21 protein-coding genes and 1 pseudogene are annotated in these 25,021 nt (G+C 70.7%); 13 read left to right on the top strand and 9 right to left on the bottom strand.

Annotation, left to right across the window (positions count from 1 at the left end):
• Positions 1 to 137: 137 nt before the first annotated feature.
• Positions 138 to 494, bottom strand: coding sequence for an iron-sulfur cluster assembly accessory protein (locus tag ACIOHC_RS25955; protein ID WP_030933606.1), 357 nt, complete (start codon positions 492 to 494; stop codon positions 138 to 140).
• A 223-nt stretch (positions 495 to 717) separates the two neighbouring features.
• Between ACIOHC_RS25955 and nadA the strand changes: the two genes are divergently transcribed.
• Both nadA and ACIOHC_RS25945 read left to right on the top strand, forming a co-directional pair.
• On the top strand, positions 718 to 1,917 hold the full coding sequence (nadA, locus tag ACIOHC_RS25950) for a quinolinate synthase NadA (RefSeq protein WP_351083297.1): 1,200 nt from the start codon (positions 718 to 720) through the stop codon (positions 1,915 to 1,917).
• Positions 1,918 to 2,469: 552 nt separating this feature from the next.
• Positions 2,470 to 2,751, top strand: a pseudogene (locus ACIOHC_RS25945) (tetratricopeptide repeat protein); the annotation flags it as partial.
• Positions 2,752 to 2,902: 151 nt separating this feature from the next.
• Here ACIOHC_RS25945 and ACIOHC_RS25940 read toward each other — a convergent pair.
• The 5 genes from ACIOHC_RS25940 to ACIOHC_RS25920 form a co-directional block, all read right to left on the bottom strand.
• Positions 2,903 to 6,058 (bottom strand): efflux RND transporter permease subunit, encoded by a 3,156-nt coding sequence (locus ACIOHC_RS25940; protein ID WP_365694054.1) that lies wholly within the window; start codon positions 6,056 to 6,058, stop codon positions 2,903 to 2,905.
• Positions 6,059 to 6,222: 164 nt separating this feature from the next.
• Positions 6,223 to 6,918, bottom strand: coding sequence for a response regulator transcription factor (locus ACIOHC_RS25935; RefSeq protein ID WP_351083293.1), 696 nt, complete (start codon positions 6,916 to 6,918; stop codon positions 6,223 to 6,225).
• Positions 6,915 to 8,174, bottom strand: coding sequence for a sensor histidine kinase (locus ACIOHC_RS25930; protein WP_351083291.1), 1,260 nt, complete (start codon positions 8,172 to 8,174; stop codon positions 6,915 to 6,917). Before ACIOHC_RS25930 ends, ACIOHC_RS25935 begins: the two co-directional genes overlap by 4 nt.
• Before the next feature lie 277 nt (positions 8,175 to 8,451).
• Entirely contained in the window at positions 8,452 to 8,730 is a 279-nt protein-coding gene (locus ACIOHC_RS25925; RefSeq protein ID WP_351083289.1) for a hypothetical protein, read from the bottom strand.
• A 9-nt stretch (positions 8,731 to 8,739) separates the two neighbouring features.
• Positions 8,740 to 9,522, bottom strand: coding sequence for a PspA/IM30 family protein (locus ACIOHC_RS25920; protein WP_114248945.1), 783 nt, complete (start codon positions 9,520 to 9,522; stop codon positions 8,740 to 8,742).
• Between the two features lie 296 nt (positions 9,523 to 9,818).
• Between ACIOHC_RS25920 and ACIOHC_RS25915 the strand changes: the two genes are divergently transcribed.
• From ACIOHC_RS25915 to ACIOHC_RS25905, 3 genes are all read left to right on the top strand, one after another.
• The gene (locus ACIOHC_RS25915) at positions 9,819 to 10,418 is read left to right on the top strand and encodes a DUF3043 domain-containing protein (RefSeq protein WP_351083287.1); all 600 of its coding nucleotides are present in this window, start codon (positions 9,819 to 9,821) and stop codon (positions 10,416 to 10,418) included.
• Positions 10,419 to 10,513: 95 nt separating this feature from the next.
• Entirely contained in the window at positions 10,514 to 11,272 is a 759-nt protein-coding gene (locus tag ACIOHC_RS25910; protein WP_365694049.1) for a methyltransferase domain-containing protein, read from the top strand.
• Between the two features lie 196 nt (positions 11,273 to 11,468).
• Entirely contained in the window at positions 11,469 to 12,545 is a 1,077-nt protein-coding gene (locus ACIOHC_RS25905) for a trypsin-like peptidase domain-containing protein (protein ID WP_351083284.1), read from the top strand.
• A gap of 92 nt (positions 12,546 to 12,637) precedes the next feature.
• Here the strand turns inward: ACIOHC_RS25905 and ACIOHC_RS25900 are convergent, their stop codons facing one another.
• Entirely contained in the window at positions 12,638 to 12,847 is a 210-nt protein-coding gene (locus tag ACIOHC_RS25900) for a hypothetical protein (protein ID WP_351083283.1), read from the bottom strand.
• 128 nt (positions 12,848 to 12,975) lie between these two features.
• Here ACIOHC_RS25900 and ACIOHC_RS25895 point away from each other — a divergent pair, with 128 nt between their 5' ends.
• From ACIOHC_RS25895 to ACIOHC_RS25875, 5 genes are all read left to right on the top strand, one after another.
• Positions 12,976 to 14,178, top strand: coding sequence for a bifunctional adenosylcobinamide kinase/adenosylcobinamide-phosphate guanylyltransferase (locus tag ACIOHC_RS25895; protein ID WP_351083281.1), 1,203 nt, complete (start codon positions 12,976 to 12,978; stop codon positions 14,176 to 14,178).
• A gap of 76 nt (positions 14,179 to 14,254) precedes the next feature.
• On the top strand, positions 14,255 to 15,094 hold the full coding sequence (locus ACIOHC_RS25890) for a class I SAM-dependent methyltransferase (RefSeq protein ID WP_351083279.1): 840 nt from the start codon (positions 14,255 to 14,257) through the stop codon (positions 15,092 to 15,094).
• 95 nt (positions 15,095 to 15,189) lie between these two features.
• Positions 15,190 to 16,302 carry a nicotinate-nucleotide--dimethylbenzimidazole phosphoribosyltransferase gene (cobT, locus tag ACIOHC_RS25885; RefSeq protein ID WP_351083277.1) on the top strand — a complete coding sequence of 371 codons (1,113 nt, stop codon included), beginning with the start codon at positions 15,190 to 15,192 and terminating at the stop codon, positions 16,300 to 16,302.
• A gap of 85 nt (positions 16,303 to 16,387) precedes the next feature.
• Positions 16,388 to 18,193: a phosphatidylglycerol lysyltransferase domain-containing protein gene (locus ACIOHC_RS25880; protein WP_351083274.1), complete on the top strand. Its 1,806-nt coding sequence runs from the start codon at positions 16,388 to 16,390 to the stop codon at positions 18,191 to 18,193.
• The gene (locus tag ACIOHC_RS25875; RefSeq protein WP_351083272.1) at positions 18,190 to 18,924 is read left to right on the top strand and encodes a hypothetical protein; all 735 of its coding nucleotides are present in this window, start codon (positions 18,190 to 18,192) and stop codon (positions 18,922 to 18,924) included. The genes ACIOHC_RS25880 and ACIOHC_RS25875 overlap by 4 nt, the downstream gene beginning before the upstream one ends.
• Here the strand turns inward: ACIOHC_RS25875 and ACIOHC_RS25870 are convergent.
• Positions 18,867 to 19,628, bottom strand: coding sequence for a hypothetical protein (locus tag ACIOHC_RS25870; RefSeq protein ID WP_351083270.1), 762 nt, complete (start codon positions 19,626 to 19,628; stop codon positions 18,867 to 18,869). The two genes, ACIOHC_RS25875 and ACIOHC_RS25870, sit on opposite strands and share 58 nt — an antisense overlap.
• A gap of 88 nt (positions 19,629 to 19,716) precedes the next feature.
• Here ACIOHC_RS25870 and ACIOHC_RS25865 point away from each other — a divergent pair, with 88 nt between their 5' ends.
• Positions 19,717 to 20,496, top strand: a complete 780-nt coding sequence (locus tag ACIOHC_RS25865; protein ID WP_365694045.1) for an adenosylcobinamide-GDP ribazoletransferase — start codon at positions 19,717 to 19,719, stop codon at positions 20,494 to 20,496.
• Positions 20,497 to 20,617: 121 nt separating this feature from the next.
• Here the strand turns inward: ACIOHC_RS25865 and ACIOHC_RS25860 are convergent, their stop codons facing one another.
• Positions 20,618 to 21,457 carry an endo alpha-1,4 polygalactosaminidase gene (locus ACIOHC_RS25860; protein ID WP_365694043.1) on the bottom strand — a complete coding sequence of 280 codons (840 nt, stop codon included), beginning with the start codon at positions 21,455 to 21,457 and terminating at the stop codon, positions 20,618 to 20,620.
• A 259-nt stretch (positions 21,458 to 21,716) separates the two neighbouring features.
• Between ACIOHC_RS25860 and ACIOHC_RS25855 the strand changes: the two genes are divergently transcribed.
• Both ACIOHC_RS25855 and lpdA read left to right on the top strand, forming a co-directional pair.
• Complete coding sequence (locus ACIOHC_RS25855) at positions 21,717 to 23,273, top strand: leucyl aminopeptidase (protein WP_351083264.1); 1,557 nt, start codon at positions 21,717 to 21,719, stop codon at positions 23,271 to 23,273.
• Positions 23,274 to 23,599: 326 nt separating this feature from the next.
• Entirely contained in the window at positions 23,600 to 24,988 is a 1,389-nt protein-coding gene (gene lpdA / locus ACIOHC_RS25850) for a dihydrolipoyl dehydrogenase (RefSeq protein WP_351083262.1), read from the top strand.
• Positions 24,989 to 25,021 lie beyond the last annotated feature (33 nt).

Raw genomic sequence — 25,021 nt, 5'->3', positions numbered from 1 at the left:
CCCCGCCCCCGCCCCGCCCGGCCGGCCCGCGCCCCGCGCCCCCCCCCCCCCCCCCCCCGCCCCCCCCCCCCCGCCCCCCCCCCCCCCGCCCCCCCCCCCCCCCCGCCTCTGTGTCGTTCCGCGAGTGCCTTCAGGGCTCAGCTGAAGGAGTCGCCGCAGGCGCAGGAGCCCGTGGCGTTGGGGTTGTCGATCGTGAAGCCCTGCTTCTCGATGGTGTCGACGAAGTCGATGGAGGCACCGCCCAGGTACGGAGCACTCATCCGGTCGGTGACGACCTTGACGCCGTCGAAGTCCTTCACGACATCGCCGTCGAGCGAACGCTCGTCGAAGAAGAGCTGGTAGCGCAGGCCCGAGCAGCCGCCGGGCTGGACGGCGACGCGCAGCGCCAGGTCGTCACGGCCTTCCTGCTCCAGCAGGCCCTTGACCTTGGCTGCGGCGGCGTCGGACAGGAGGATGCCGTCGCTCACGGTGGTGGTCTCGTCCGATACGGACATCTGCTTCTCTCCCGGGTTGTACGGAGACTGCTTGCCGACGTTGCAACCGTCGGGACCGCGGATTCATTCCGGGCCGAGCGCTTGCCTGTTCCATTCATGCTCGCACACCGGCCGCTCCCGGGGATGCGTCACATCGACACTATGGCCATCGTCAAAGTGACGTGAACCGGATATGATAGATAACGTCAATTAGACGAAAAGGCTCAAAGAAAGGGTACGTGACGTGACCACGGCCCACCCCGTCCAGGATCTCGACGTCCAGCCGACGCCCCTCGCCCTGCTCCTGCTCGGCCGGGAGGCCGACCCGAAGAGCGAGCGCGGCGTCGAGTGCCCCGGCGACCTGCCCTCCCCGTCCGACCCGGACCTCGTGGAGCGCGCCCGCGCGGCGAAGGAGAAGCTCGGGGACAAGGTGTTCGTCCTCGGCCACCACTACCAGCGCGACGAGGTCATCCAGTTCGCGGACGTCACCGGCGACTCGTTCAAGCTCGCCCGGGACGCGGCGGCGCGCCCGGAGGCCGAGTACATCGTCTTCTGCGGCGTGCACTTCATGGCCGAGTCCGCGGACATCCTGACCACCGACGACCAGAAGGTCGTGCTGCCGGACCTGGCGGCGGGCTGCTCGATGGCCGACATGGCCACCGCCGAGCAGGTCGCCGAGTGCTGGGACGTGCTGACCGAGGCCGGGGTCGCCGAGCAGGTCGTCCCCGTCTCGTACATGAACTCCTCCGCCGACATCAAGGCCTTCACCGGCCGGCACGGCGGCACGATCTGCACCTCGTCCAACGCGAAGCGGGCGCTGGAGTGGGCGTTCGAGCAGCGGGAGCCCTCGGCGGGCAAGGTGCTCTTCCTGCCCGACCAGCACCTGGGCCGGAACACCGCGGTCCGGGACATGGGGATGACGCCGGCGGACTGCGTCCTCTACAACCCGCACAAGCCGAACGGCGGCCTGACCGCCGAGGAGCTGCGCAACGCCAAGATGATCCTGTGGCGCGGGCACTGCTCGGTGCACGGGCGCTTCTCGGTCGACTCCGTCAATGACGTGCGCGAGCGCATTCCGGGCGTCAATGTGCTGGTGCACCCGGAGTGCAAGCACGAGGTCGTGGCGGCGGCGGACTACGTCGGCTCGACGGAGTACATCATCAAGGCCCTGGAAGCCGCCCCGGCCGGCTCCAAGTGGGCGATCGGCACCGAGCTGAACCTGGTACGGCGCCTGGCGAACCGCTTCGCGGCCGAGGACAAGGAGGTCGTCTTCCTCGACAAGACGGTGTGCTTCTGCTCGACGATGAATCGCATCGACCTGCCGCACCTGGTGTGGACGCTGGAGTCGCTGGCCGAGGGGAACCTGGTCAACCGGATCGAGGTCGACCCGGAGACGGAGAAGTACGCGAAGCTGGCGCTGGAGCGGATGCTCGCGCTGCCGTAGGGGGTGCTGCCCGCGGCATGGCCGTGAGGCCCGGTCCACCGCTGGACGGTCGGTGGACCGGGCCTTCCTCTCGCTCGACAGGAGTACGGAACCTCCCGAGCCGCCTGGTTTCCTCCATATGACACCCGAACGGCCCTCTCCGTAATTACGCTGCTTCATCCACGGCAGAAGCGCACATTCACGGCGGTACGGCGCCGCATGACGTCTCGCAGCCGGGTCGACGACATGATGGTCGTCGTCCTGGGCATTCTCGGCAGTCGGCCGACGGACATGGACGGACACGAGGTCTGGGGCCTCTCGGGCCCGGCCCTCTGCGGCGCACGGTCGCCGGACATACGGGGCCACGACCGGGTGGCCGGGGGCGGACCGGTGCGGACGCTGAACAATGTCGGCCGACCTGGCCCAGGCTCTCGTCCGCACCGACGACCGCGCGTCGGCGATCCGGGAATTCGACGAGGTCGTGGCGGAGTCCGCTTCCGCCCGCCCCGCAACCGCCCGGCTCTCGGTGTCGAGCGGAGCATCTTCCTGCTGGACTGCCCAGGTACCCAGGCCTCTTTGGCAGCCGGGGACGGCGACGCGCTGCTGCACGCGGCCGTCGAGGGGCAGGTCTTCGACGGCAGGCTGTCCTCCCTCACCCACGCCCAGGCGGGCATGGTGCTCTCCGGGGCCGTCGAAGGCATCGAACCGGACGAGCTGGCCACGCTCCTCCCCCGCGCACCCGAGGAGACCCGTGCCCGGCTGCTGAGGGAGATCCTCGCCCTCAGCGTCCGGCACGCCCACCCGCACGGCGAGACGTGGCTCCGGATCGTCCAGGCTCTCAGCGGGGCCGCCTGACGCTCACCGCCCCGCACTCGTCGTCCGGGCCGCTGCCCGGGGCGCGTTCGTCTCCTCGCTCAAGTAGGAGCAGAGCTCAAGCAGCAAGCAAACCCGAAGAGGCCTGTCCCACGCGCGCGCGTGGGACAGGCCCCTCGTCGTACCGGGCAGGTCAGGCCTTCGCGGGCTCGGGCTCCTCGGAAGTGGTCTCCTCCGGCTGCGCCGGAGCGGACGGACCCGCCTTCCTGGCCCGCTTGATCGCCTTCTTCTTCGCGCGGCGCTCCTTGCGGAGCTCGACCATCGCGTAGAGCGTCGGCACGAGCAGCAGGGTCAGCAGCGTCGACGTGACCAGGCCGCCGATCACCACGACCGCGAGCGGCTGCGAGATGAAGCCGCCCTCGCCGGTGACGCCGAGCGCCATCGGGAGCAGGGCGAAGATCGTCGCGAGTGCCGTCATCAGGATCGGGCGGAGCCGGTGGCGGCCACCCTCGACGACTGCCTCGACGACGCCCATGCCCTGCGTCCGGTACTGGTTGATCAGGTCGATCAGCACGATCGCGTTGGTGACCACGATGCCGATCAGCATCAGCATGCCGATCATCGCCGGCACACCCATCGGGGTGCCCGTGACCACGAGCAGGCCGATGGCTCCGGTCGCCGCGAACGGGATGGAGACCAGCAGGATCAGCGGCTGGACCAACGAACGGAAGGTCGCCACGAGCAGCATGAAGACGATCGCGATCGCGGCCAGCATGGCCAGGCCGAGCTTCAGGAACGCGTTGCTCTGGTCCTCGGAGACACCGCCGATGGTGGCCGTGGCGCCGTCCGGGAGCTTCAGCGCGTTGATCTTCGTCTGGAGCGAGGCGCTGACCGCGCCGGTGTTGTCACCGACGGGCCTGGCGGTGATGGTCGCGGCGCGCTGGCCGTCGATCCGGGTCATCGAGACCGGTCCGGGGACCAGTTCGACATCGGCGATCCGACCGAGCTTCACCGGGCCGAGCGGGAGGTTCTTCAGCTCGGCCATCGTGGTCGCCGGGTGGGCGGACCTGATGACGACGTCACGCTCGGTGTCGTCCATGATCGCCTTGCCGGCCGGGGTCCCCCGCACCGCCCCGGCGACCGCCGCGCCGAGCGTGGCCTGGTCGAAACCGGCCTCCGCGGCCTTGGCGTTGGCCTTGACCGAGATCCGCGGGACGCTCTGCGCCAGGTCGCTCTGGACGTCGGTGACGTCCTTGAGCTCGGCCACCTCGGCCCGTACCTCTTCGGAGGCCTTCTTCAGGACGTCCGCGTCGGCGGCCTTGACCACGACGCTGAGGTCCTGGCTGCCGAAGCTGCCGCCCGCGGAGACGGTGGTGTCACCGATGCCGTCGAGCTTGCCGAGCTCCGTGTCCAGGCGCTTCTGCACGGCCTCGGAGTCACCCGCGTCCTTCAGGGTGATCTGGTACGAGGCCTGGTTGGATCCCGTACCGCCGCCGAAGGCCGCCATGAAGCCGGAGGAGCCGACGGTGACCTGGTAGTCCTTGACGCCCTTGTCGTCGGTGAGGACCTTCTCGACCTTCTTGGCCGCCGCGTCGGCCGCCGCCAGGCTGGTGCCGGGGGCCAGCTCCTGCTTGATGGAGAGGACCTCCTGCTCGCCCTGGTCGAAGAAGTTGGTCTTCAGCAGCGGGGCCATGCCGAAGGTGCCGAGCAGCACCACGATGGCGATGACGATGCTGGTGACACGGCGCCGGGTCGCGAAGCGCAGTACCGGGACGTACAGCCGCTGGAGCCGGCTGCGGGCTTCCTTCTCCTCGGCCTTGCGACGGGCCTCGTCCGGGTTCTCCGTGCTGCCCTTGGGGGCGCGCAGGAACCAGTACGACAGGACGGGGACGACGGTCAGCGAGACCAGCAGGGAGGCCAGCAGGGCCGCGGTGACGGTCAGCGAGAACGAGCCGAACAGTTCACCGACCATGCCGCCGACGAGACCGATCGGCAGGAAGACGGCGACCGTGGTGAGGGTCGAGGAGGTGACCGCACCGGCCACTTCCTTCACCGCGGTGATGATCGCCGACTGGCGCTCCTCGCCGTAGCCGAGGTGGCGCTTGATGTTCTCCAGGACCACGATCGAGTCGTCGACGACACGGCCGATCGCGATGGTCAGCGCGCCGAGTGTGAGCATGTTGAGCGACAGGTCACGGGTCCAGAGCACGATCAGCGCGAGGACCACGGAGAGCGGGATGGAGACCGCGGTGACCAGGGTCGAGCGCAGCGACGCGAGGAAGACCAGGATCACGATGACCGCGAAGAGCAGACCGAGCGCGCCCTCGGTGGTCAGACCGGAGATCGCCTTGGAGACGGCGGGCCCCTGGTCGGAGACGACCGTCAGTTCGGCGCCGGCGCCGAGGTCCTTGCGGAGGTCGGGGAGCTTGTCCTTGACCGCGTCCGAGATGGCGACGGCGCTGCCGTCCTTGTCCATCGTGGCCATCACGGCGAGGCTCGGCTTGCCGTTGGTGCGGGTGATGGAGACCGCGCTGGACGGCTCCTGCTTCACCGTGGCCACGTCGCCGACGCGGACCGGCTTGCCGGACCTGCCGGTTGCCGGGTCCTGGCCGGTGACCCTCAGGTCCTCGATCTGCTTCAGGGAGGTGAAGGCGCCGCCGACCTGGACGGTACGGCTCTTGCCCGACTCGGAGAAGGAGCCGGCGGGGACCGTGGCGCCGCCCGCCTGGAGCGCCTGGGAGAGCGTCGCGGCGTTCAGACCGGCGGCGCTGAGCTTCTTGTCGTCGGGGGTGACGGAGACCTGGAGGTCCTGCACGCCGTCGACGGAGACCTGGCCGACGCCGCTGATGTTCTCCAGGGCGGGAACGACCGTGCGGTCCAGCTGGTCGGCGAGGGCCTGCTGGTCCTTGTCGGAGGTGACGGCGAGGACGACGGTCGGGATGTCGTCCGTCGAACCGGCGACGACCTGCGGGTCCACGGAGTCGGGAAGCTGGGTGCGGGCGCGGTTCACCGCCTGCTGGATGTCGGCGACGAGCTGCTTGGTGCCCTCGCTGCCGAAGTCGAAGGTCGCCATGATGACGGCGTTGCCCTCGCTGGCGGTCGAGGTGGTGCCGGTGACACCGTCGACGGCCTTGACGGAATTCTCAAGCGGTTCGACGACCTGCTTCTCGACCACATCGGGGGACGCACCCTGGTAGGGGGCGAGCACCGACACCATCGGGAGTTCGATGGTGGGCAGCAGCTGCTGCTTGAGCTGCGGGATCGCGATCGCTCCGAATACGAGCGCGACGATCGAGATCAGTCCGATCAGGGCCCGTTGCGCGAGGCTGAATCTGGACAGCCAGGACATGGGTGGGTCTCTCTTCTGTGGCTTACGCGGCAGATGGGCGGGCGGCTGGGGGACAGACCCGACCCACCTATACGATCGCCGACCCGCAAGGGCTCGGGCGTCGGCCCAGGGTCGCTTTCTTATGCCGCGCATACCGCAGGTGGAGTACGCCGTATCTCCACCCGTTACTCCACCCGGGGGCGCACCAGGCCCGATTCATAGGCAATTACCACCAATTGGGCCCGGTCCCGGGCGCCCAGCTTCGCCATCGCCCTGTTCACATGGGTCTTCACGGTGAGGGGGCTGACCACGAGCCGCTCGGCGATCTCGTCGTTGGAGTGCCCGCCCGCGACCAGGACCAGCACTTCGCGTTCGCGGCCGGTGAGCGCGGCGAGCCGGTCGGAGTACTCCGCGCCGCTCGGTCCGCCGCCGTCCGAATTGCCGCCCTGCGCAAGGAAGCTGGCGATCAGCCCCTTGGTCGCGGCCGGTGAGAGCAGCGCCTCGCCGCCCGCGGCGACACGGATGGCGTTGAGCAGTTCCTCCGGTTCCGCCCCCTTGCCGAGGAAGCCGGAGGCCCCGGCCCGCAGCGACTGCACCACGTACTCGTCCACCTCGAAGGTGGTGAGCATGACGACCCGCACGTCCGCCAGTTCCGGATCGGCGCTGATCATGCGGGTTGCGGCGAGTCCGTCCGTACCGGGCATCCGGATGTCCATCAGCACCACGTCGGCACGGGTCGAGCGGGCCAGCGCAACGGCCTGCGCGCCGTCCGCCGCCTCGCCGACCACCTCCATGTCGGCCTCCGAGTCGACCAGCACCCGGAACGCGCTGCGCAGCAGCGCCTGGTCGTCGACGAGCAGCACCTTGATGGGCGGCGTCATGTGTTCTCCCCCGTCCGGCCCGCCGTGCCCGGCTCATCCGGCTCTGCCGTGCGGGCCTCGACGGGCAGGATCGCATGGACCCGGAATCCACCGCCGTAGCGGGGCCCGGCGGTGAGGGAGCCACCGAGCGCGGTGACGCGTTCGCGCATGCCGAGGAGGCCGTGCCCGCCGCCGTCCCCGTTGTGTACTCCCCCGCCCGAGCCGTTGTCGATCACGGTCACCTCGGCCGTGGCCCCGACCCGTACGACACTGACCTCGGCCCTCGCCCCGGGGCCCGCGTGCTTGCGCACATTGGTCAGCGCCTCCTGGATCACCCGGTACGCGGCCAGGTCGACGGCTGCGGGCAGCGGCGGCCGTCGGTCGGTGCAGGCCACCTCGACCGGGAGCCCGGCCCGCCGGACGGTGTCCACCAGCTCGTCGAGGACCGCCAGGCCCGGGGCCGGTTCGGTCGGCGCCTCCGGGTCGCCGGACTGACGCAACAGCCCGACGGTGGCCCGCAGTTCGTTCAGCGCGGAGCGGCTCGCCTCCCGGACGTGGGCCAGCGCCTCCTTGGCCTGGTCGGGGCGCTTGTCCATGACGTGGGCGGCGACCCCGGCCTGAACGTTGACCAGGGCGATGTGGTGGGCGACGACATCGTGCAGATCGCGGGCGATCCGCAGCCGCTCCTCGGCGACCCGGCGCCGGGCCTCCTCGTCGCGGGTGCGCTCCGCCCGTTCGGCGCGCTCCCGGATCGCGTCGACGAAGGCCCGCCTGGAGCGGACGGCGTCCCCCGCGGCCCCGGCCATACCGGTCCAGGCGAAGACGCCGAAGTTCTCCTGGCTGTACCAGGGCGGCGTGCCGAAGAGCATCGCGGCGGCCGTCAGCGCGGCCATCGTGAGCAGGCCCACCCGCCAGGTGGTGGGCCGGTCGGTGCGGGAGGCGACGGTGTACAGCGCGATCACGGTGCTCATCACCACCGGGGCCGGCGGGTCGAACCGCACCAGCTCGACGACGGTCAGCGCGGCGGTGGCCGCGAGCACCGGCATGGGGTTCCGCCGCCGCCAGACGAGCGCGACGGCGCCGAGCACCATCAGGAGCACGCTGGTCGCTTCGGGCGTACGGGTACCGAAGGTGGGTCCGTCGGGTCCGTTCGGCTCGACGAACGATCCGATGATCATGGCCACGAGCACGGCCAGGGCGAGCGCCGCGTCCAGCGCGAGGGGATGGTCGCGCAGCCAGTGCCGGACGCGCTGAACCCCGGTTCCGAGGGTGGTCACGTCAAGCTACGTTACGGCGTGTCGCGCGGGAATCGTCCCGGTCGTACGGAGGCATCGGCGCGGAACGCGCGGCTCGACGGAGCACCTGGAATGCACGGCACCCGGAATACGTCGAACGTCCGGAACGCGGTTCGGCCGGCACATCGGCGCCCCGTGCCCGGAGCGCGGTCCGGACGGCGCGGCCGGCCGGGCCCATCGGACCGGACACGTCGGTGCCCCGTGTCCGGCGGACCGGACACGGGGCACGGACTCGTGCGGGAGCTGGAGAACGCCCGGCTCAGCCGGGGATCAGACCGTCGTCCCGGAGCATGGCGCGCACCTCTTCGAGGGTCGCGTCGGACGACGGCAGGATCAGCCCGGACGGCTCCAGGGAGTCGTCCGGCAGGGGTGTGCCGAGCTCGCGCACCCTGGCGAGGAGCGCGTGGAGGGTGGAGCGGAAGCCGGGGCCGTCGCCGCGCTCCACCTCGGCGAGCAGTTCGTCGTCGAGCTCATCGAGCTCGGCGAGGTGACTGTCGGCCAGTGCGACCTGGCCCTCCCCCATGATCCGTACGATCATGACGCTGCCTCAACTCTTGTCGAACCTGTGCGGGGACTGCGACGACTGCTGCTGCGCGGCATCCTGCGGGCCGCCCTCGATCGCCTGCTGCTGGGTGGAGCCGCCGGCCAGCTCGGCCTTCATGCGCTGCAGCTCCAGCTCCACATCCGTACCACCGGAGATCCGGTCCAGCTCGGCGGCGATGTCGTCCTTCGCCGTCCCGGTCGGGTCGTCCAGGGCTCCGGAGGCGAGCAGTTCGTCGATCGCGCCGGCCCGTGCCTGCAGCTGCTGGGTCTTGTCCTCGGCCCGCTGGATCGCCAGGCCGACATCGCCCATCTCCTCGGAGATCCCGGAGAAGGCCTCGCCGATCCGGGTCTGCGCCTGGGCAGCGGTGTAGGTGGCCTTGATGGTCTCCTTCTTGGTCCGGAAGGCATCGACCTTGGCCTGAAGCCGCTGGGCCGCGAGAGTGAGCTTCTCCTCCTCGCCCTGCAGCGTGCTGTGCTGCGTCTCCAGGTCGGTGACCTGCTGCTGGAGCGCGGCGCGCCGGGACAGCGCCTCGCGGGCCAGGTCCTCGCGGCCGAGCGCGAGCGCCTTGCGGCCCTGGTCCTCCAGCTTGGACGACTGGCCCTGCAGCTGATTCAGCTGCAGCTCCAGCCGCTTGCGCGAAGTCGCCACGTCGGCGACCCCGCGGCGCACCTTCTGAAGCAGCTCCAGCTGCTTCTGGTACGAGTAATCGAGGGTCTCGCGCGGATCCTCGGCCCGGTCAAGGGCCTTGTTTGCCTTCGCGCGGAAGATCATCCCCATACGCTTCATGACACCGCTCATGGGCTTCGCGCGCCCCCTTCTGACGGACTGAGCTCCAGCACTCCAACAGAACCCACAGTACGGGCCCTGTCTCTATTACCGCACTGTTCGAGCACGGATGTGCTCCTCCCCAAGGACGACTGCGCCCGGTCACCACTCCGGCCCAGGGAGTAGGTGGCGGTCGGGGAAACCGGTGACGACGTCCGTGCGGAACCCGTGGGGACACCGGCGAGGACGCAGGCCGTTGCCGGATCGTTCCCGACCGGCCTGGGGTCCCGGCGATCGAACCCGTACCCTTGGGCCTTGTGTTCCGTAGCCGTTCGAAGGAAGAGAAGGCGCCCACCGGCAAGGTGACGGCGGACCTCTCCAAGCAGCCCCGCGACCCGCAGGCCCCCAAAGGTCGCCCCACCCCCAAGCGCAGCGATGCCCAGTCGCAGCGCCGTCGCGCCTCCAGTGGCGCGCCGCTCGACCGCAAGGAGGCCATGAAGCGGCAGCGCGAAGCGCGCCGTGTGGACCTGGCCAAGCAGCGTGAGGCGCTCGCCAGTGGCGACGAGCGCTATCTGCCGGTCCGTGACAAGGGCCCGGTGCGGCGCTTCGTCCGCGACTACGTGGACTCGCGTTTCTGTATCGCGGAGTTCTTCCTGCCGCTCGCCGTGATCATTCTGATCCTCAGCGTGATCCAGGTGCGGAACATCCAGAACATCTCCCTGCTGCTCTGGCTCATCGTGATCGTGCTGATCGTCGTCGACTCGATCGGTCTCGCGTTCCGCCTGAAGAAGCAGCTGAACGCGCGCTTCCCCGATACGCCGAAGCGCGGCGCGGTGTCCTACGGGCTGATGCGTACGCTTCAGATGCGTCGGCTCCGACTGCCGAAGCCGCAGGTCAAGCGCGGAGAGCGGCCCTGAGCACGGACATCTCCGGCTCGGTCGGCGGTCCTGCCGCCGACCTGCCGGACAGCGCCGCGCCCGCCCTGGTCACCGGATTCTCGGGAGCCACCCCGATGTGGCTGAAGGGGCTCGGCGGACTGCGCAACACCGTCCGCCAGGAGCTCGTCGCGCGACAGCTCGACGAGCAGATAGCCGCCCGCTTCCCGGTCGGGCAGCGGCTGCGCGTCCTCGACGTCGGCATGGGCCAGGGCACCCAGGCGCTGCGCCTGGCCAGGGCCGGTCACACCGTCACGGGCCTGGAGTCCGACGCGGAGATGCTGCGGGTGGCCCGTGAGGCGCTCGGCAGCGAACCCGCGGGCATCCGTGAGCGGGTCCGGCTGATCGAGGGCGACGGCCTGGACACCGGGGTGCACTTCCTGCCCGGCAGCTTCGACGTGGTGCTCTGCCACGGCGTGCTGATGTACGTCCGGGAGCCGGACGCGATGCTGGCCGGACTGGCGCGGATGCTGGCCCCCGGCGGACTGCTCTCGCTGCTCGTGCGGAACGCCGACGCGCTGGCGATGCGGCCCGGGACCGCCGGGGACTGGGACGCCACGCTGACCGCCTTCGACACGGATACGTACACCAGCCGACTGGGCCTCGCGGTTCGGGCCGACCGGCTGGACGCCCTGACGGCCACGCTGGCCGGGATCGCCGCGCCCCTGCACACCTGGTACGGGGTGCGCGTCTTCACGGACAACGTCGGCAACGACGTGGAACTGCCGGCCGCCGCCGAACTGGAGCAGGTGCTGGCCGCGGAGGACCGGGCCGGGCGGACGGACCCGTACCGCCGGGTGGCCGCTCTGCTGCATCTGTGCGGGGTCCGGGGCTAGGGGCTGCGGGAACACCTCGGAACACGAACACCCCGGAACCCGTCCGGCGGATCGGAGCCGGACAGGCGGCGGGGGCGTCCGATGAATCCCCGGGACCGGCCCGGAGGCGTGAGCCGGTCGTCAAGGACGCCGGGAGGGGTGCCCGGTCAGCCTCTCCCGAGAGGCCACCAAGGGGACTAAAAGCGACAATCCGGACATGGATGCATTTCACTCCCGCAGCCGTGTACGTCGTCTGCTGCTGCCGCTGACCGCAGGTTTCTGTGCGCTCGCCCTGGTCAGCGGCTGCTCGGACTCGAGCTCCGATTCACCGAGCCCCGACCCCACCACGTCGGGCTCCGCCACCCAGGCCGCCAGCGATCTGCAGAGCGACTACCAGGCCGTGATCAAGAATGTGCTGCCGTCCGTCGTGCAGATCGAAGCCGGCAACAGCCTGGGCTCCGGCGTCGTCTACGACTCCAAGGGCCACATCGTCACCAACGCCCATGTGGTCGGCAACGAGAAGACGTTCAAGGTCACCGTCGCCACCGGCGAGAAGGTGGAGAACGCCACGCTGGTCGCCTCCTATCCGGAACAGGATCTGGCCGTCATCAAGCTGGACACCGTGCCGAAGGGGCTGAAGCCCGCGAAGTTCGGTGACTCGGACAAGGTCGAGGTGGGGCAGATCGTGCTGGCGATGGGATCGCCGCTCGGGCTGTCCTCCAGCGTCACCCAGGGCATCGTCTCGGCACTCGGCCGGACCGTCAGCGAAAGCCGCGCGGGCGGGGGCACGGGCGCGACGATCGCGAACATGGTGCAGACCTCGGCGGCGATCAACCCGGGGAACAGCGGTGGCGCGCTGGTCAACCTCGACAGCGAGGTGATCGGCATCCCGACCCTGGGGGCGATCGACCCGCAGATGGGTGATTCCGCGGCCCCGGGCATCGGATTCGCGATCCCCGTGTCGATGGTGAAGACGGTCGCCGACCAGATCATCAAGAGCGGCAGGGTCACCGACTCGGGCCGGGCGGCGCTGAACATCGTCGGACGCACGGTCGTCGACGCGAACTACCAGCCGGCCGGAGTGGCCCTGGTCAGCGTGACGAAGGACGGCGCCGCGGACAAGGCGGGGCTGCAGGTCGGCGACATCATCACCAAGATCGGTGATCTGCCGGTCACGACGATCACGTCCCTGTCGGAGGCGCTGGCCTCGGACAAGCCGGGCCAGAAGGTCACCGTGACGTATCTGCGCAACGGGGCGGAGTCGACGGCGAAGGTCACCCTGGGCGAGATCTGACCTCACGCCCGATCCGCGGCCGTACGGGCTCGGCGGCAGGCCCGAGCCCGTACAACCGGAACCAGGACCGGCCCGCCACGCGTCGGGGCGGGTCAGCCCTGGTCGGCCTGGAGGCTCATGGGGCCGTAGATCTTCGTCGTGTCCTCGAAGAGCGTCACCTGGTCCGCCCCACCGTCGAGGAGTTCCTTCCAGTACTCACCGATCCAGGACTCCGCGTCGCCCTGCGTCGTGAATTCCTCCGGCCGCAGGGCCGGCTCCGTCTCCGTACCGTCGGACTTCTCGAACCGCCACGTCCACGCCATGTCCGCCTCCTGGGTCACTTTGCTGCCCGCAGCCTAGTGCCTCCAACCAGTGACGGAACGGGTCGTGCGCCGGTCCGGACACCCCCCAGGCCGCGCAGCCGGCGCGCGGACGCGGGAGGATCGGAGGCGTGGAACTGACTCTGCTCGGCACCGGAGCCCCCGACGGGCTGCCGCGGCCCGATTGCCCATGCGCCGCCTGCGCCACCGCCCGTGGGGCGCGCTCGCGGGCCGCGACCGCTCTGCTGATCGACGACGCGCTACTGCTCGATCTCACGCCGGGGGCCGTGTTCGCCGCGGCCCGTGCGGGGCACTCGCTCACCGGCGTACGGCAGGTGCTGCTCACCCACCCGCACGACGGGCCCGCCGTGGAGCTGCCTGCCGGGCTGCCTCCGGCGGGACGGGTACCGGACGGACGGGAGCTGACGCTGATCAGCGGGCATCGGGTGCGGGCGGTGCCGATGGACGCGCCGGGTACGGGCTACGAGGTGACCGCGCCGGAGGGCGCCCGGCTGCTCTACCTGCCGCCGGGCGGCGCCCCCTCCGGTCTCGCGGACCGGGTGGCGCAGCCGTACGACATGGTGGTGGGCGATGTCGTCGGGCGGCCGGACGCGGTGGCACGGCTGCGGGCCGTCGAGGCGATCGGGCCGGCCACCGAGATCGTCGCCGTCCACCTGGACCACGACGCGCCGCCCGGCGCCGAACTGGACCGTCGGCTCGCCGCGGCCGGCGCGCGGGCCGTGCCGGACGGGACGACGCTGATGGTGGGCGAGTACCACGCGGTGCCGGAGGTGCCGCGGCGCACGCTGGTGACCGGCGGCGCCAGGTCGGGGAAGTCGGTGGAGGCCGAGCGGCGGCTGGAGACGTACCCCGAGGTGGTCTACGTGGCGACCGGTGGAGGCAGGGAGGGGGACACGGAGTGGGCGGCCCGGATCGGACTGCACCGGGAGCGCAGGCCGGCCGCCTGGCGCACCGAGGAGACCTGCGAGCTGGTGGAACTGCTGGAATCGGACGGGCCGCCGCTGCTGATCGACTGTCTGTCGTTGTGGCTGACGGACGCGATGGACCGGGTGAACGCCTGGGACGACGCGGCGTGGGCGGGCGGCGGCGAGGACACGCTGCGGAAGCGGACCGCCGAGCTGGTCGCCGCGGTGCGCGGAACACGGCGCACGGTCGTCGCCGTGACCAACGAGACCGGCTCGGGCGTGGTGCCCGCGTCGGCTGCCGGGCGACGGTTCCGGGACGAGCTGGGGCGGTTGAACGCCGCGTTCGCCGACGAGTGCGAGCAGGTGCTGCTGGCGGTGGCCGGACAGATGCTGACGCTGCGCGGTTGACCGGAGCACGGCGACGGGAACGGGCTCGGGCACGGAACGCGAGATCGCCGACGGAAGAGAACCAGGAGGAGCGGACATGGCAGGCGTACGACCGATGCTGAACGGGGTTCCCGAGACCCTGTTGTGGACGCTGTACAACCGGGCGTACGAGGCGGGGCAGCGCTACCCGGTGCTGGACGATCCGATGGCCCTGCGGCTGCTGAAGGATCTGGACTACCCCTTCGAGGAGCGGTTCGGGCGGCCGAACGCGTTCCACTCGCAGGCCCAGGGGCTGCGCTCCCGCTGTTTCGACCTGGCCGTGCAGAGCTATCTCGCCGACCGGCCGCAGGCCACGGTGGTCGCGCTCGGCGACGGGCTGGAGACCGGCTTCTGGCGGGTCGACAACAACCGGCTGAACTGGCTGAGCGTGGAGCTGCCCGAGGTCGCCGAGCTGCGCCGGGCGCTGCTGCCCGCCTCCGACCGGCTGCGCACCCTGGCCCGGTCGGCGACCGATCTGTCCTGGCTGGACGAGATCGAGGACCCGGTGGGCCGCGGGGTCGTCGTGACGACGCAGGGGCTGCTGATGTATCTGCCTCCCCCCGAGGTACGGAGGATCCTGGCGGGCTGCGCCGAACGACTGCCCGGCGGCATCCTGGTCCTGGACACGATGGCGCGCTGGCTGGCCAGGGGCACGGTGGCCGGTACGTCGAAGGTCGGCCGGATGACCGTTCCGCCGATGCGCTGGGCGATGAACCCCGGCGAGCGGCACAAGCTGCGCTGCGCGCATCCGGCGATCACCGAGGTGCGGGCACTGCGGCTGCCGCGGGGGCGGGGCGCGATGGGTGAACTGATCCGGCTCCAGTCGCTGTTGCCGGGGCTGCGGACCCTGACACCCGCGATGACGCAGCTGCGGTTCGGAGGCGGAACTCCGCGCTGACCGGGCGTCAGAAATGTGACGGGTACTGTTCCGCAGTGAGCCCGCCGCCGGGCTCACCGGCCCATTGGACGCATCGACCCGCGAGGCAGACCCCCGTGAATCTGGACGACTTCTCCGACCTGATCGAACGCCCCGACGGCGGCGTACGGCGCGACGCCGAGGAACGCCGGGAGCGCCTGGCCGTTCCTCCGGGCGCCCTCGGCCGCCTGGACGAGCTGGGCGAATGGCTCTCCGCCGCCCAGCAGTCCGTACCGGTCAGGGTGATCGAGCAGCCACGCGTGGTGCTCTTCGCCGGCGACCACGGGGTGGCCGAGCTGGGTGTCTCCGGGCGCCCCGCCGGGACCGCGTACGAACTGGTGCGGGCCACGCTGGAGGGTTCCACCCCGCTCGCCGTGCTGGCCCGGCAGTTCTCCGTACCGGTGCGGATCGTCGACGCCGGTCTGGACTGCGACCCCGAACTGCTGCCCGAGTCCGTGGTCCGTCACCGGGTGCGGCGCGGCAGCGGCCGGATCGACATCGAGGACGCGCTGACGGCCGAGGAGGCCGAGCAGGCGGTGCGTCTGGGCATGACGATCGCCGACGAGGAGGCCGACTCGGGCACCGATCTGGTGGTGCTCGGCGATCTGAGCGTCGGTGGTACGACGGCCGCGGCCACGTTGATCGCGGCGCTGTGCGGCACGGACGCCTCGGTGGTCACCGGGCGCGGCGGTGCGGGCATCGACGATCTGGCGTGGATGCGCAAGTGTGCGGCGATCCGGGACGCGCTGCGACGGGCCCGGCCGGTCCTCGGTGATCAGCTGGAGCTGCTTGCCACGGTGGGCGGTGCGGATCTGGCGGCCACGACCGGGTTCCTGCTGCAGTGCGCGGTGCGCAGGCTGCCGGTGATTCTGGACGGGGTGGTCTCCTCGGCCTGTGCGCTGGTGGGTCAGCGGGCGGCGTTCCGGGCACCGGACTGGTGGTTGGCGGGCCAGGCGAGCGGAGAGCCGGCGCAGTCCAAGGCCCTGGACCGGATGGCACTCAACCCCTTGCTGGACCACGGCGTCATGGTGGGGGAAGGAAGCGGGGCATTGCTCGCACTTCCACTTGTTCGGGCCGCGGCCGCACTGGCGGCGGAGCTGCCCGAGCGCGCACCCGTCGCCGACGAGAAGGACGGTGCCGGCGAAGAGGCCGACGGAAGCGGAGCCGACCACGAGGCGACCGACGGCTGACGGACCCGGCGGAGCTGCGGTCGCCCAGCAAACGACCGCAGCACAGTCCCCTCATGCTGCGCGATGCAACATATGATCGCTTTTCATGGGAGAGGTCCGATTGTCCACCGAGGATTCCGGGCGGGGCAGCCCCCGGGCACAGAGCACCGCCCGGTCACGCCGCAGTGCCGCGTTCACCATCTGGTACCTGCGTGTCGTGTCGTTCATCAATTTCCTGAGCGCCGTCTGGGTCACGCTCGGAAACGACCTGCGCCGCCACAACACCGCGAACTACTTCACCCCGTACCTGCTCACCGCGGGCTTCTCCTCCGGGGTGGTCGCCCTCTTCCTCGCGATCACCATGCGCCGCCGCAAGCGGGCCGCCTGGATCGTGAACATGGTGGTGAGCAGTCTTCTGCTGCTGCTCTTCGTCCTGGTGATCCCGTTCCCGGAAGTGCGGCAGTATCCGCAGAACTGGATCTCGCTGGTGCTGACCGCCGTCTTCGTGCTGGCCCTGGTCCTCGGGCGGCGTGAGTTCTATGCGAAGGGCGACCGGTCCAACCCCCGGCTGGCCGCGATCGTCGCGGCCGGCGGACTCCTGGTCACCTCGCTGATCGCCGCGGGCCTGGTGACCCTCACCAACACCGCGCACGACGAATACCGCTCGACGTTCCTGGACCGCTGGCGCTACGGCACCCTGCGACTGGTCTCGATCACCGACAACGACACCAACTACCCCGGGATCACCACGCCCGGCTGGGTCAACGTCAGCATCAACATCCTCTCCACCCTGCTGCTGATCGCCGTCGTGTACGCGGCGTTCCGGGCCCGCCGCGCCGTCGATCCGATCACCTCCGAGGACGAGGCCCGGCTGCGCGCGCTCCTCGACAAGCACGGCGAGCGGGACTCGCTCGGGTACTTCGCGCTGCGCCGGGAGAAGAGCGTCATCTGGTCGCCCACCGGGAAGGCCGCCGTCGCCTACCGGGTGGTCGGCGGGGTCTCGCTGGCCTCCGGCGATCCCATCGGAGACCCGGAGGCGTGGCCCGGCGCGATCGAGCCGTGGCTGGCCGAGGCCCGTGAGCACGGCTGGATCCCGGCCGCGATGGGGGTGAGCGAGGAGGGCGGCACCATCTACGCGCGGCACGGCCTCGACGCCCTGGAGCTGGGCGACGAGGCGATCGTGGAGACCGCCGAATTCACCCTCGAAGGACGCGCGATGAGGACCGTCCGCCAGGCCTACAACCGGGTCAGGCGCGCCGGGTACGACGTGACCGTCCGCCGGCACGCCGACATCCCCGCCGACGAGATGGCCGAACTGGTCCGGCGCGCCGACGACTGGCGCGACGGGGCGACCGAGCGCGGCTTCTCGATGGCGCTGGGCCGGCTGGGCGATCCGGCCGACGGGCAGTGCGTCATGCTCGAATGCCGCGACGCGCCCACCGAGGAGGGGGGCGGTCCGGGCGAGTTGCGCGCGGTGCTGAGCTTTGTGCCGTGGGGGCCGAACGGCCTCTCGCTGGACCTGATGCGCCGTGACCGGGACGCCGAGAACGGCCTGATGGAGTTCATGGTCATCGAACTCCTGCAGCGCGCCGAGGAGATCGGGATCACCCAGGTCTCGCTGAACTTCGCGATGTTCCGGTCCGTCTTCGAGCGGGGTTCACGGCTCGGTGCCGGACCGGTGCTGAGGCTGTGGCGCTCCATGCTCAGCTTCTTCTCGCGCTGGTGGCAGATCGAGTCGCTCTACCGCGCCAACGCCAAGTACCGACCGATCTGGGAGCCGCGCTTCATGCTCTTCGAGAAGAGTTCGGACCTGCTGCGCATCGGCCTCGCGGCGGGCCGGGCCGAAGGGTTCCTGGAGGCTCCCGGACTGCCCAAGTGGCTGCACCGCTCGCATCTCGGGACCCGCGGATGAGACCGGTGCGCGCCCTGCGCAGAGCGGCCCTTCGCGAGTGGGGCCCGCTGTTCTCGACCGTACGCTACGCACTCGCCACCTCCCGGTTGCAGGCGATCCCGATGACGCTCGCGGCCGTCTGTCTGACGGCACTGGTCCAGGTGGTGCAGAACCAGTCCTGGGGGTACGGGCCGGTGCACGACCTCGGGGCGGTACGGGCCGAGGACCCGCTGTGGGCGGCCCTGCTGCGCACCCCGTTGTCGCTGTTCGTCCCGGCACTGGACCTGCCGGTGTGGGGGGCACTGGTGCAGATCCTGGTGGTGTTCGGGGCCGCCGAGATCTGTCTGGGCCGCCGGCGGACCCTGCTGATCGCGTACGTCGCGACGCTGGCCGGGACGATGTACGCGCGGATCGGTGTCTCGATCGATCCCGAAGGACTGTTCGGGCTGCCCGCGACGGATGCCAAGGTCGTCGACACCGGTCCGTCGGCGGCGGTGGTCGGGCTGGCCGTCTATGTGTGTTATGTCTATCGGGCCTGGTTCACCGGGGCACTGGTGATCGCGGCGATGGTGGCCGAAATGATCTTCAAGAACAACCTGGCGGGCAAGGAGCACCTGGCCGCGATCGCCGCGGTGCTCGTGCTGTGCGCCGCCACGGTCCGCCGGGACCGCCGCCGGCTCCGGCGCCGCCGGGCTCAGGGCTTGGGGCCCGGGGCAGGGGACCGGTCCGGGGCGCCGCCGATCAGGTCCTGAATTCGGCGGCGCGGGCCCGCCCAGCGCACATCGTGGTGGTAGGCGCGCAGCACAGCTCGCGCACGGGCGCGGTGGCGCTCGCGGTAGAAGCGCCTCGCCCACATCGAGGTCGGCCGGGCCAGCCGGATCGCCCCGATCAGCGCGACGAACGGAACGAGGGTGCCGAGGACCGCGAGCCGCGCCTTGCCCTTGAACAGGGAGATCAGCACGAAACAGAAGTTGACGACCAGGGTCAGGACGACACCGAGCCTGCTCTGCTGCTCCTCGCTGCTCAGCTCGTTCACGCCGAGCGGTGAGAAACCGGCCAGGACCAGCAGCACCAGCGCCGCCGTGAGGACCACGACCTCCACGCTCTGGCGGCCCTCCTCGGTCCAGTACACGTCGTCGAGGTGGAGGATCAGGGCGAACTCGTCCAGCACCAGACCCGCACCCATGCCGAAGATCACCGCGCAGACCGCAGCGGTGACGCCGTGGCGTCCGCTGGCGACCGCCCCGAAACCGCCGACGACGCTGAGCACCACCCCGGGCACCACGTGATGGATATGCATCCCACCGGGGGTGATGTTGCGGAACGGCCCCTTTCCCGCCCTGATCATCCGGGTGATGAACCGGGTGATGACGAAGGTGAGCACAAAGGCGGCCAGGGCGAGGAGCAGCGGCAGCTTCCCCGGCTCGACGATGTTGCGATCGAACCAGTGACCCATGCCACCCACTCCTGATAGGACGCTTCCGTCACGATCTGTCACGTTCTGTCCAATCTATCGGCCAGTCGCAGCGATTAGCCTGCGCGCCGTGACCTCCCTGAACAGCCATGGCCTGCGTTTCGCCTTCGGCACCCTGACCGTGCTCCCCGTCCGCGTCACCCGCTGGGACCGCGGTGCCGCCCGCGCCGGGATGCTGTGCGCGCCGCTGGCCGGCCTCGTCGTGGGGCTGCTCGCCGCGGTGCCCGGCGGCCTGTTGCTGCTGCTCGGCTCCGGCCCGCTGCTCGCCGCGGTCGCGTCCGTCGCCGTACCGGCCGTGCTGACCCGGGGGCTGCACCTGGACGGCCTCGCGGACACCGCGGACGGCCTGGGCAGCGGCAGACCCGCCGACGACGCCCTGCGGATCATGAAGCGGTCGGACATCGGGCCGTTCGGTGTGATCACCCTGCTGTTCGTGCTGTCGGCCCAGGTCGCGGTCCTCGACCAGCTGTACGTGCAGAGCTGGGTGCGGGGAGCGGTGGCGGCGGTCGTCGCCGCGGTCACCGCCCGGCTGGCGCTCACGCTGGCTTCGCGTCAGGGCGTGCCGGCGGCCCGTCCGGAGGGGCTGGGCGCGGCGGTGGCGGGCACGGTCACGCTCCGGGCCGCGGTGGCGGTCGGGGCCGTCGTGGTCGTGGCCTGCGCCGGGGCCGGCGCGCTCCTCGGCGGGTACGGAGCACCGCGCCACGCCCTCGCCGCGCTGGTCGCCCTCGGCGTCGCCCAACTGCTGCTGCGCCACTGCGTGCGGCGCTTCGGCGGGGTGACCGGCGATGTCTTCGGCGCCCTGGCGGAGACGGCGGCGACGGCGGCCCTGGTGATGCTGTCCCTCGGTTAGGTCCTGTCGTCCGGATCACGCCGGGCGCGGCCCCGGTGCCACGCCCCGCCGCGTCGCCGTCGGTCGGGTCCCGGCCCGGACGACCGGCCGGGACCTGTCCGCCCCCGCTCCGGCACAGCCCTCAGGCACGGGCCCCCGGACACTCCTGGCGCCATGCTCCGAGCTCGTACTTCTTGAGCAGTGAGCTGAGCCCCAGCCGCTTCGACCCGGCGCAGAACCGGGAGACCGGCAGCTCGTACTCCACGTGGAAGACGGGCTTGTCCGCCTTCACGAACGGGGTGAGCGCCTCGCACTCGTCGTACTGCGCGCACTGTTCGTTGACCGCGAAGTCGAAGTCCGGCTCCAGCGCCGGGATCTGGCCGAGGTCGTTCTTCAGGCCGACGGCGAGTCCGTGGCGGTGTGCGATACGCGCGATGAGCCGGTTGTAGCGCAGCTGGTCGGCGGCGGTCAGCGGGAAGCCCGTGCGGTTGCGGTAGCCGTCCATGTTGTCGGGCTCCACCGCGTCGAAGCCCTTCTTCGCGCACATCGCGATCCGTTCCTCCATCAGCGGCTCCAGGACGTCCGTGCGGCGAATGTCGAGCCAGCGTTCCCCCTCCCACCCGTTGCCCTTGCCCCGCACCGAGGCGGGGAACTTCCCGGCGTCCGGGCGGAATTCCTCCCAGGCACCGGTGGAGAGGTAGCAGATCACCTTGCGGCCCCGGCGGTGCAGATCGGAGACGGCCGAGGCCTTGTGCTCGAAGCCGTCGATGTCGTACACCGGCACGTCCACGGTGGGGTCCAGCCGGCCGGAGAGCTGCCACTGCCAGTCGATGCCGGCCTTCGGCCGCCAGTGGTCCTCCGCGCCGCTCTCCGGCGCCGAGGTGCAGCCGGTCAGCAGGATCAGCACAGCCAGCAGAATCGGCACGGTGACCGGCAACGCCGGTCCCGGTCGCGTCACGCGTGCAGCCCCATGGGCGCGCATGGTTCTCCCCCCATGGGTCCGTCACCGACAACGACCCTACTTCCACGGCGCGTTCGTGCCGCACGGCCCCCGATCCCGCGGCGCCCGGTCTCCGTCACGACGCCACGACGGGCCGCGGACGGCCCGCCGCCGTGATCCCGCAGCAAAGGCGCGCGTAGGCTCATTCCCGGCACATTGCGGCGGCGTCTACGATGCGCCGGGCACGGTCGGCCCACCCCTCGACCGACAACGAACTCAACGGAAGCGAGATTTCACCACCGTGACTGCTCTCACTCTCAGCACTGCCGGTGCGGCGACGCTGCGCGCCGACGCACTCGTCGTCGGCGTCGCCAAGGGCGCTGGAGCCAAGTCTGGGGGCCTGGTCCTCGCGCCGGGCGCCGAGGCCGTGGACAAGGCGTTCGGCGGAAAGCTCGCCGCCGTCCTGGAGGCCCTGGGCGCCACGGGTGCCGAGGGCGAGGTGACCAAGCTCCCCGCGCCCGACGGCCTCAAGGTCCCGGTCGTCATCGCGGCCGGACTCGGCTCCGTCCCGGAGAAGGACGCGGCGTACGACGCCGAGGCACTGCGCCGGGCCGCGGGCTCGGCCGCCCGTGCCCTGAACGGCTCGAAGAAGGCCGGCTTCGCGCTGCCCGTCGCGTCCGCCGAGGACGCCGAGGCGATCGCCGAGGGCGCGCTCCTCGGTGCGTACGCCTTCACCGCGTACCAGGGCGGCGAGGACAAGCTGGCGCCCAAGGGCAAGAAGAACGGCAACGGCGCGAAGCTGCCGCTCGGCGAGGTCGCCCTGCTCGGCACCAAGCCGCGCGACAAGGCGTTCAAGGCGGCCGCCGAGCGTGCCGTCGCGGTCGTCGAGGAGATCAACCGCGCCCGCGACCTGATCAACACCCCGCCGAACGACCTGTACCCCGAGTCCTTCGCCGCCGTGGCCACCGCCGCGGGCAAGGAGCACGGCATCAAGGTGCAGGTCCTCGACGAGAAGGCACTCGTCAAGGGTGGCTTCGGCGGTCTGCTGGGCGTCGGCCAGGGCTCGACCCACGGCCCGCGCCTGGTGAAGCTCGCCTACACGCACCCGAAGGCGGAGAAGACCCTGGCCCTGGTCGGCAAGGGCATCACCTACGACTCGGGCGGCATCTCGCTGAAGCCGGCCGGTCACAACGAGACGATGAAGTGCGACATGAGCGGCGCCGCCGCCGTGTTCGCGAGCGTCGTCGCGGCCGCCCGTCTGGGCCTCCAGGTCAATGTCACCGGCTGGCTGGCGCTGGCCGAGAACATGCCGTCGGGCAACGCCACCCGCCCCGGTGACGTGCTGCGCATGTACAGCGGCAAGACCGTCGAGGTCCTGAACACGGACGCCGAGGGCCGGCTCGTCCTCGCCGACGCGCTGACCCGCGCCTCGGAGGAGAACCCGGACGCGATCGTCGACGTGGCGACCCTGACCGGCGCCATGGTGCTGGCGCTGGGCAACCGCACCTTCGGCATCATGGCGAACGACGACGCCTTCCGTACCTCCATCCACGAGATCGCCGAGGAGGTCGGCGAGGCCTCCTGGCCGATGCCGCTCCCCGCCGACCTGCGCAAGGGCATGGACTCCCCGACCGCCGACATCGCCAACATGGGCGAGCGGATGGGCGGCGGCCTGGTCGCCGGTCTGTTCCTGAAGGAGTTCGTGGGCGAGGGCATCGCCTGGGCGCACCTGGACATCGCGGGCCCGGCCTTCCACGAGGGAGCGCCGTACGGCTACACGCCGAAGGGCGGCACCGGTTCCGCCGTCCGCACGCTGGTGAAGCTGGCCGAGCGCACCGCTGCCGGAGACCTCGGCTGACGCAGCAGCCGACCTACGGCCCCGGGCATACGTCCGGGGCCGTACGTGTTCTCCGGGTGGCATCGCCGCAGGGATCCGGCAGGTTTCGCTCTCAACGAAATCAATGGGGCTCTACGCAGCGGTAACCACCCGGGACGGATGATCATCCGTCCCAGACCCGGGCCCCGCGTCCCGCCCACCGTCGACAAGTGCGAAGATGGGTTCTCGGCAGGACAGGGCCCCCACCACAGGGCCGAATAACAAAAGCGGCCGAACACCAGCCGACCGGCCGGTCATCCCCCAGCGACGGGGCCCGGCGTACGGCGCACATGCATGGAGGACGTGACGTGGCGAACGACGCCAGCACCGTTTTCGACCTAGTGATCCTCGGCGGTGGTAGCGGCGGTTACGCCGCGGCCCTGCGCGGAGCGCAGCTGGGCCTGGACGTCGCTCTGATCGAGAAGGGCAAGGTCGGCGGCACCTGCCTGCACAACGGCTGCATCCCCACGAAGGCCCTGCTGCACGCCGGCGAGATCGCCGACCAGGCGCGCGAGGCCGACCAGTTCGGTGTCAAGGCCACCTTCGAGGGCATCGACATCGAGGCCGTGCACAAGTACAAGGACGACGTGATCTCGGGCCTGTACAAGGGTCTGCAAGGTCTCATCGCCTCGCGCAAGGTCACCTACATCGAGGGTGAGGGGCGGCTCTCCTCCCCTACCTCGGTGGATGTGAACGGTCAGCGCGTCCAGGGCCGCCACGTGCTTCTCGCGACCGGCTCCGTGCCGAAGTCGCTGCCGGGCCTGGAGATCGACGGCAACCGCATCATCTCCTCGGACCACGCGCTCAAGCTGGACCGCGTCCCGAAGTCCGCGATCGTGCTGGGCGGCGGCGTCATCGGCGTCGAGTTCGCCTCGGCGTGGACGTCCTTCGGCACCGATGTCACGATCATCGAAGGTCTGAAGCACCTCGTCCCGGTCGAGGACGAGAACAGCTCGAAGCTTCTTGAGCGCGCCTTCCGTAAGCGCGGCATCAAGTTCAGCCTCGGTACGTTCTTCCAGAGCGCCGAGTACACGCAGGACGGCGTCCGCGTGACCCTCGCCGACGGCAAGACCTTCGAGGCCGAGGTGCTGCTGGTCGCCATCGGCCGCGGCCCGGTCTCGCAGGGCCTGGGCTATGAGGAGGCCGGCGTCGCGATGGACCGCGGCTACGTCCTCGTCGACGAGTACATGCAGACCAACGTGCCCACCATCTCGGCCGTGGGCGACCTGGCCCCGACGCTCCAGCTCGCGCACGTCGGCTTCGCCGAGGGCATCCTGGTGGCGGAGCGGCTGGCCGGTCTGAAGACCGTTCCGATCGACTACGACGGTGTCCCGCGGGTGACGTACTGCCACCCCGAGGTCGCCTCCGTCGGCATCACCGAGGCCAAGGCCAAGGAGCTCTACGGCGCGGACAAGGTCGTCGCTCTGAAGTACAACCTCGCGGGCAACGGCAAGAGCAAGATCCTCAAGACCGCGGGCGAGATCAAGCTCGTCCAGGTCAAGGACGGTGCCGTGGTAGGCGTCCACATGGTCGGTGACCGAATGGGCGAGCAGGTCGGCGAAGCCCAGCTGATCTACAACTGGGAGGCGCTGCCCGCCGAGGTCGCGCAGCTCATCCACGCCCACCCGACGCAGAACGAGGCGATGGGCGAGGCCCACCTGGCCCTCGCCGGCAAGCCCCTGCACTCCCACGACTGATTCAGTCGACCGGGCGCGACGACCGACCTACTT

Source organism: Streptomyces sp. NPDC088252 (assembly GCF_044740965.1).
Taxonomy (GTDB): domain Bacteria; phylum Actinomycetota; class Actinomycetes; order Streptomycetales; family Streptomycetaceae; genus Streptomyces.
Note: the sequence above shows the minus strand (reverse complement) of the source record. Positions and strands in the feature narration are given on the sequence as shown.

Excerpts from the sequence above, each read along its gene's own strand:
- ACIOHC_RS25955 (WP_030933606.1), bottom strand. The coding sequence starts at position 494 with ATGTCCGTATCGGACGAGACCACCACCGTGAGCGACGGCATCCTCCTG.
- ACIOHC_RS25940 (WP_365694054.1), bottom strand. The coding sequence starts at position 6,058 with ATGTCCTGGCTGTCCAGATTCAGCCTCGCGCAACGGGCCCTGATCGGA.
- ACIOHC_RS25935 (WP_351083293.1), bottom strand. The coding sequence starts at position 6,918 with ATGACGCCGCCCATCAAGGTGCTGCTCGTCGACGACCAGGCGCTGCTG.
- ACIOHC_RS25925 (WP_351083289.1), bottom strand. The coding sequence starts at position 8,730 with ATGATCGTACGGATCATGGGGGAGGGCCAGGTCGCACTGGCCGACAGT.
- ACIOHC_RS25920 (WP_114248945.1), bottom strand. The coding sequence starts at position 9,522 with ATGAAGCGTATGGGGATGATCTTCCGCGCGAAGGCAAACAAGGCCCTT.
- ACIOHC_RS25910 (WP_365694049.1), top strand. The coding sequence starts at position 10,514 with ATGTGGCTGAAGGGGCTCGGCGGACTGCGCAACACCGTCCGCCAGGAG.
- ACIOHC_RS25905 (WP_351083284.1), top strand. The coding sequence starts at position 11,469 with ATGGATGCATTTCACTCCCGCAGCCGTGTACGTCGTCTGCTGCTGCCG.
- ACIOHC_RS25900 (WP_351083283.1), bottom strand. The coding sequence starts at position 12,847 with ATGGCGTGGACGTGGCGGTTCGAGAAGTCCGACGGTACGGAGACGGAG.
- ACIOHC_RS25890 (WP_351083279.1), top strand. The coding sequence starts at position 14,255 with ATGGCAGGCGTACGACCGATGCTGAACGGGGTTCCCGAGACCCTGTTG.
- ACIOHC_RS25880 (WP_351083274.1), top strand. The coding sequence starts at position 16,388 with ATGGGAGAGGTCCGATTGTCCACCGAGGATTCCGGGCGGGGCAGCCCC.
- ACIOHC_RS25875 (WP_351083272.1), top strand. The coding sequence starts at position 18,190 with ATGAGACCGGTGCGCGCCCTGCGCAGAGCGGCCCTTCGCGAGTGGGGC.
- ACIOHC_RS25870 (WP_351083270.1), bottom strand. The coding sequence starts at position 19,628 with ATGGGTCACTGGTTCGATCGCAACATCGTCGAGCCGGGGAAGCTGCCG.
- ACIOHC_RS25860 (WP_365694043.1), bottom strand. The coding sequence starts at position 21,457 with ATGCGCGCCCATGGGGCTGCACGCGTGACGCGACCGGGACCGGCGTTG.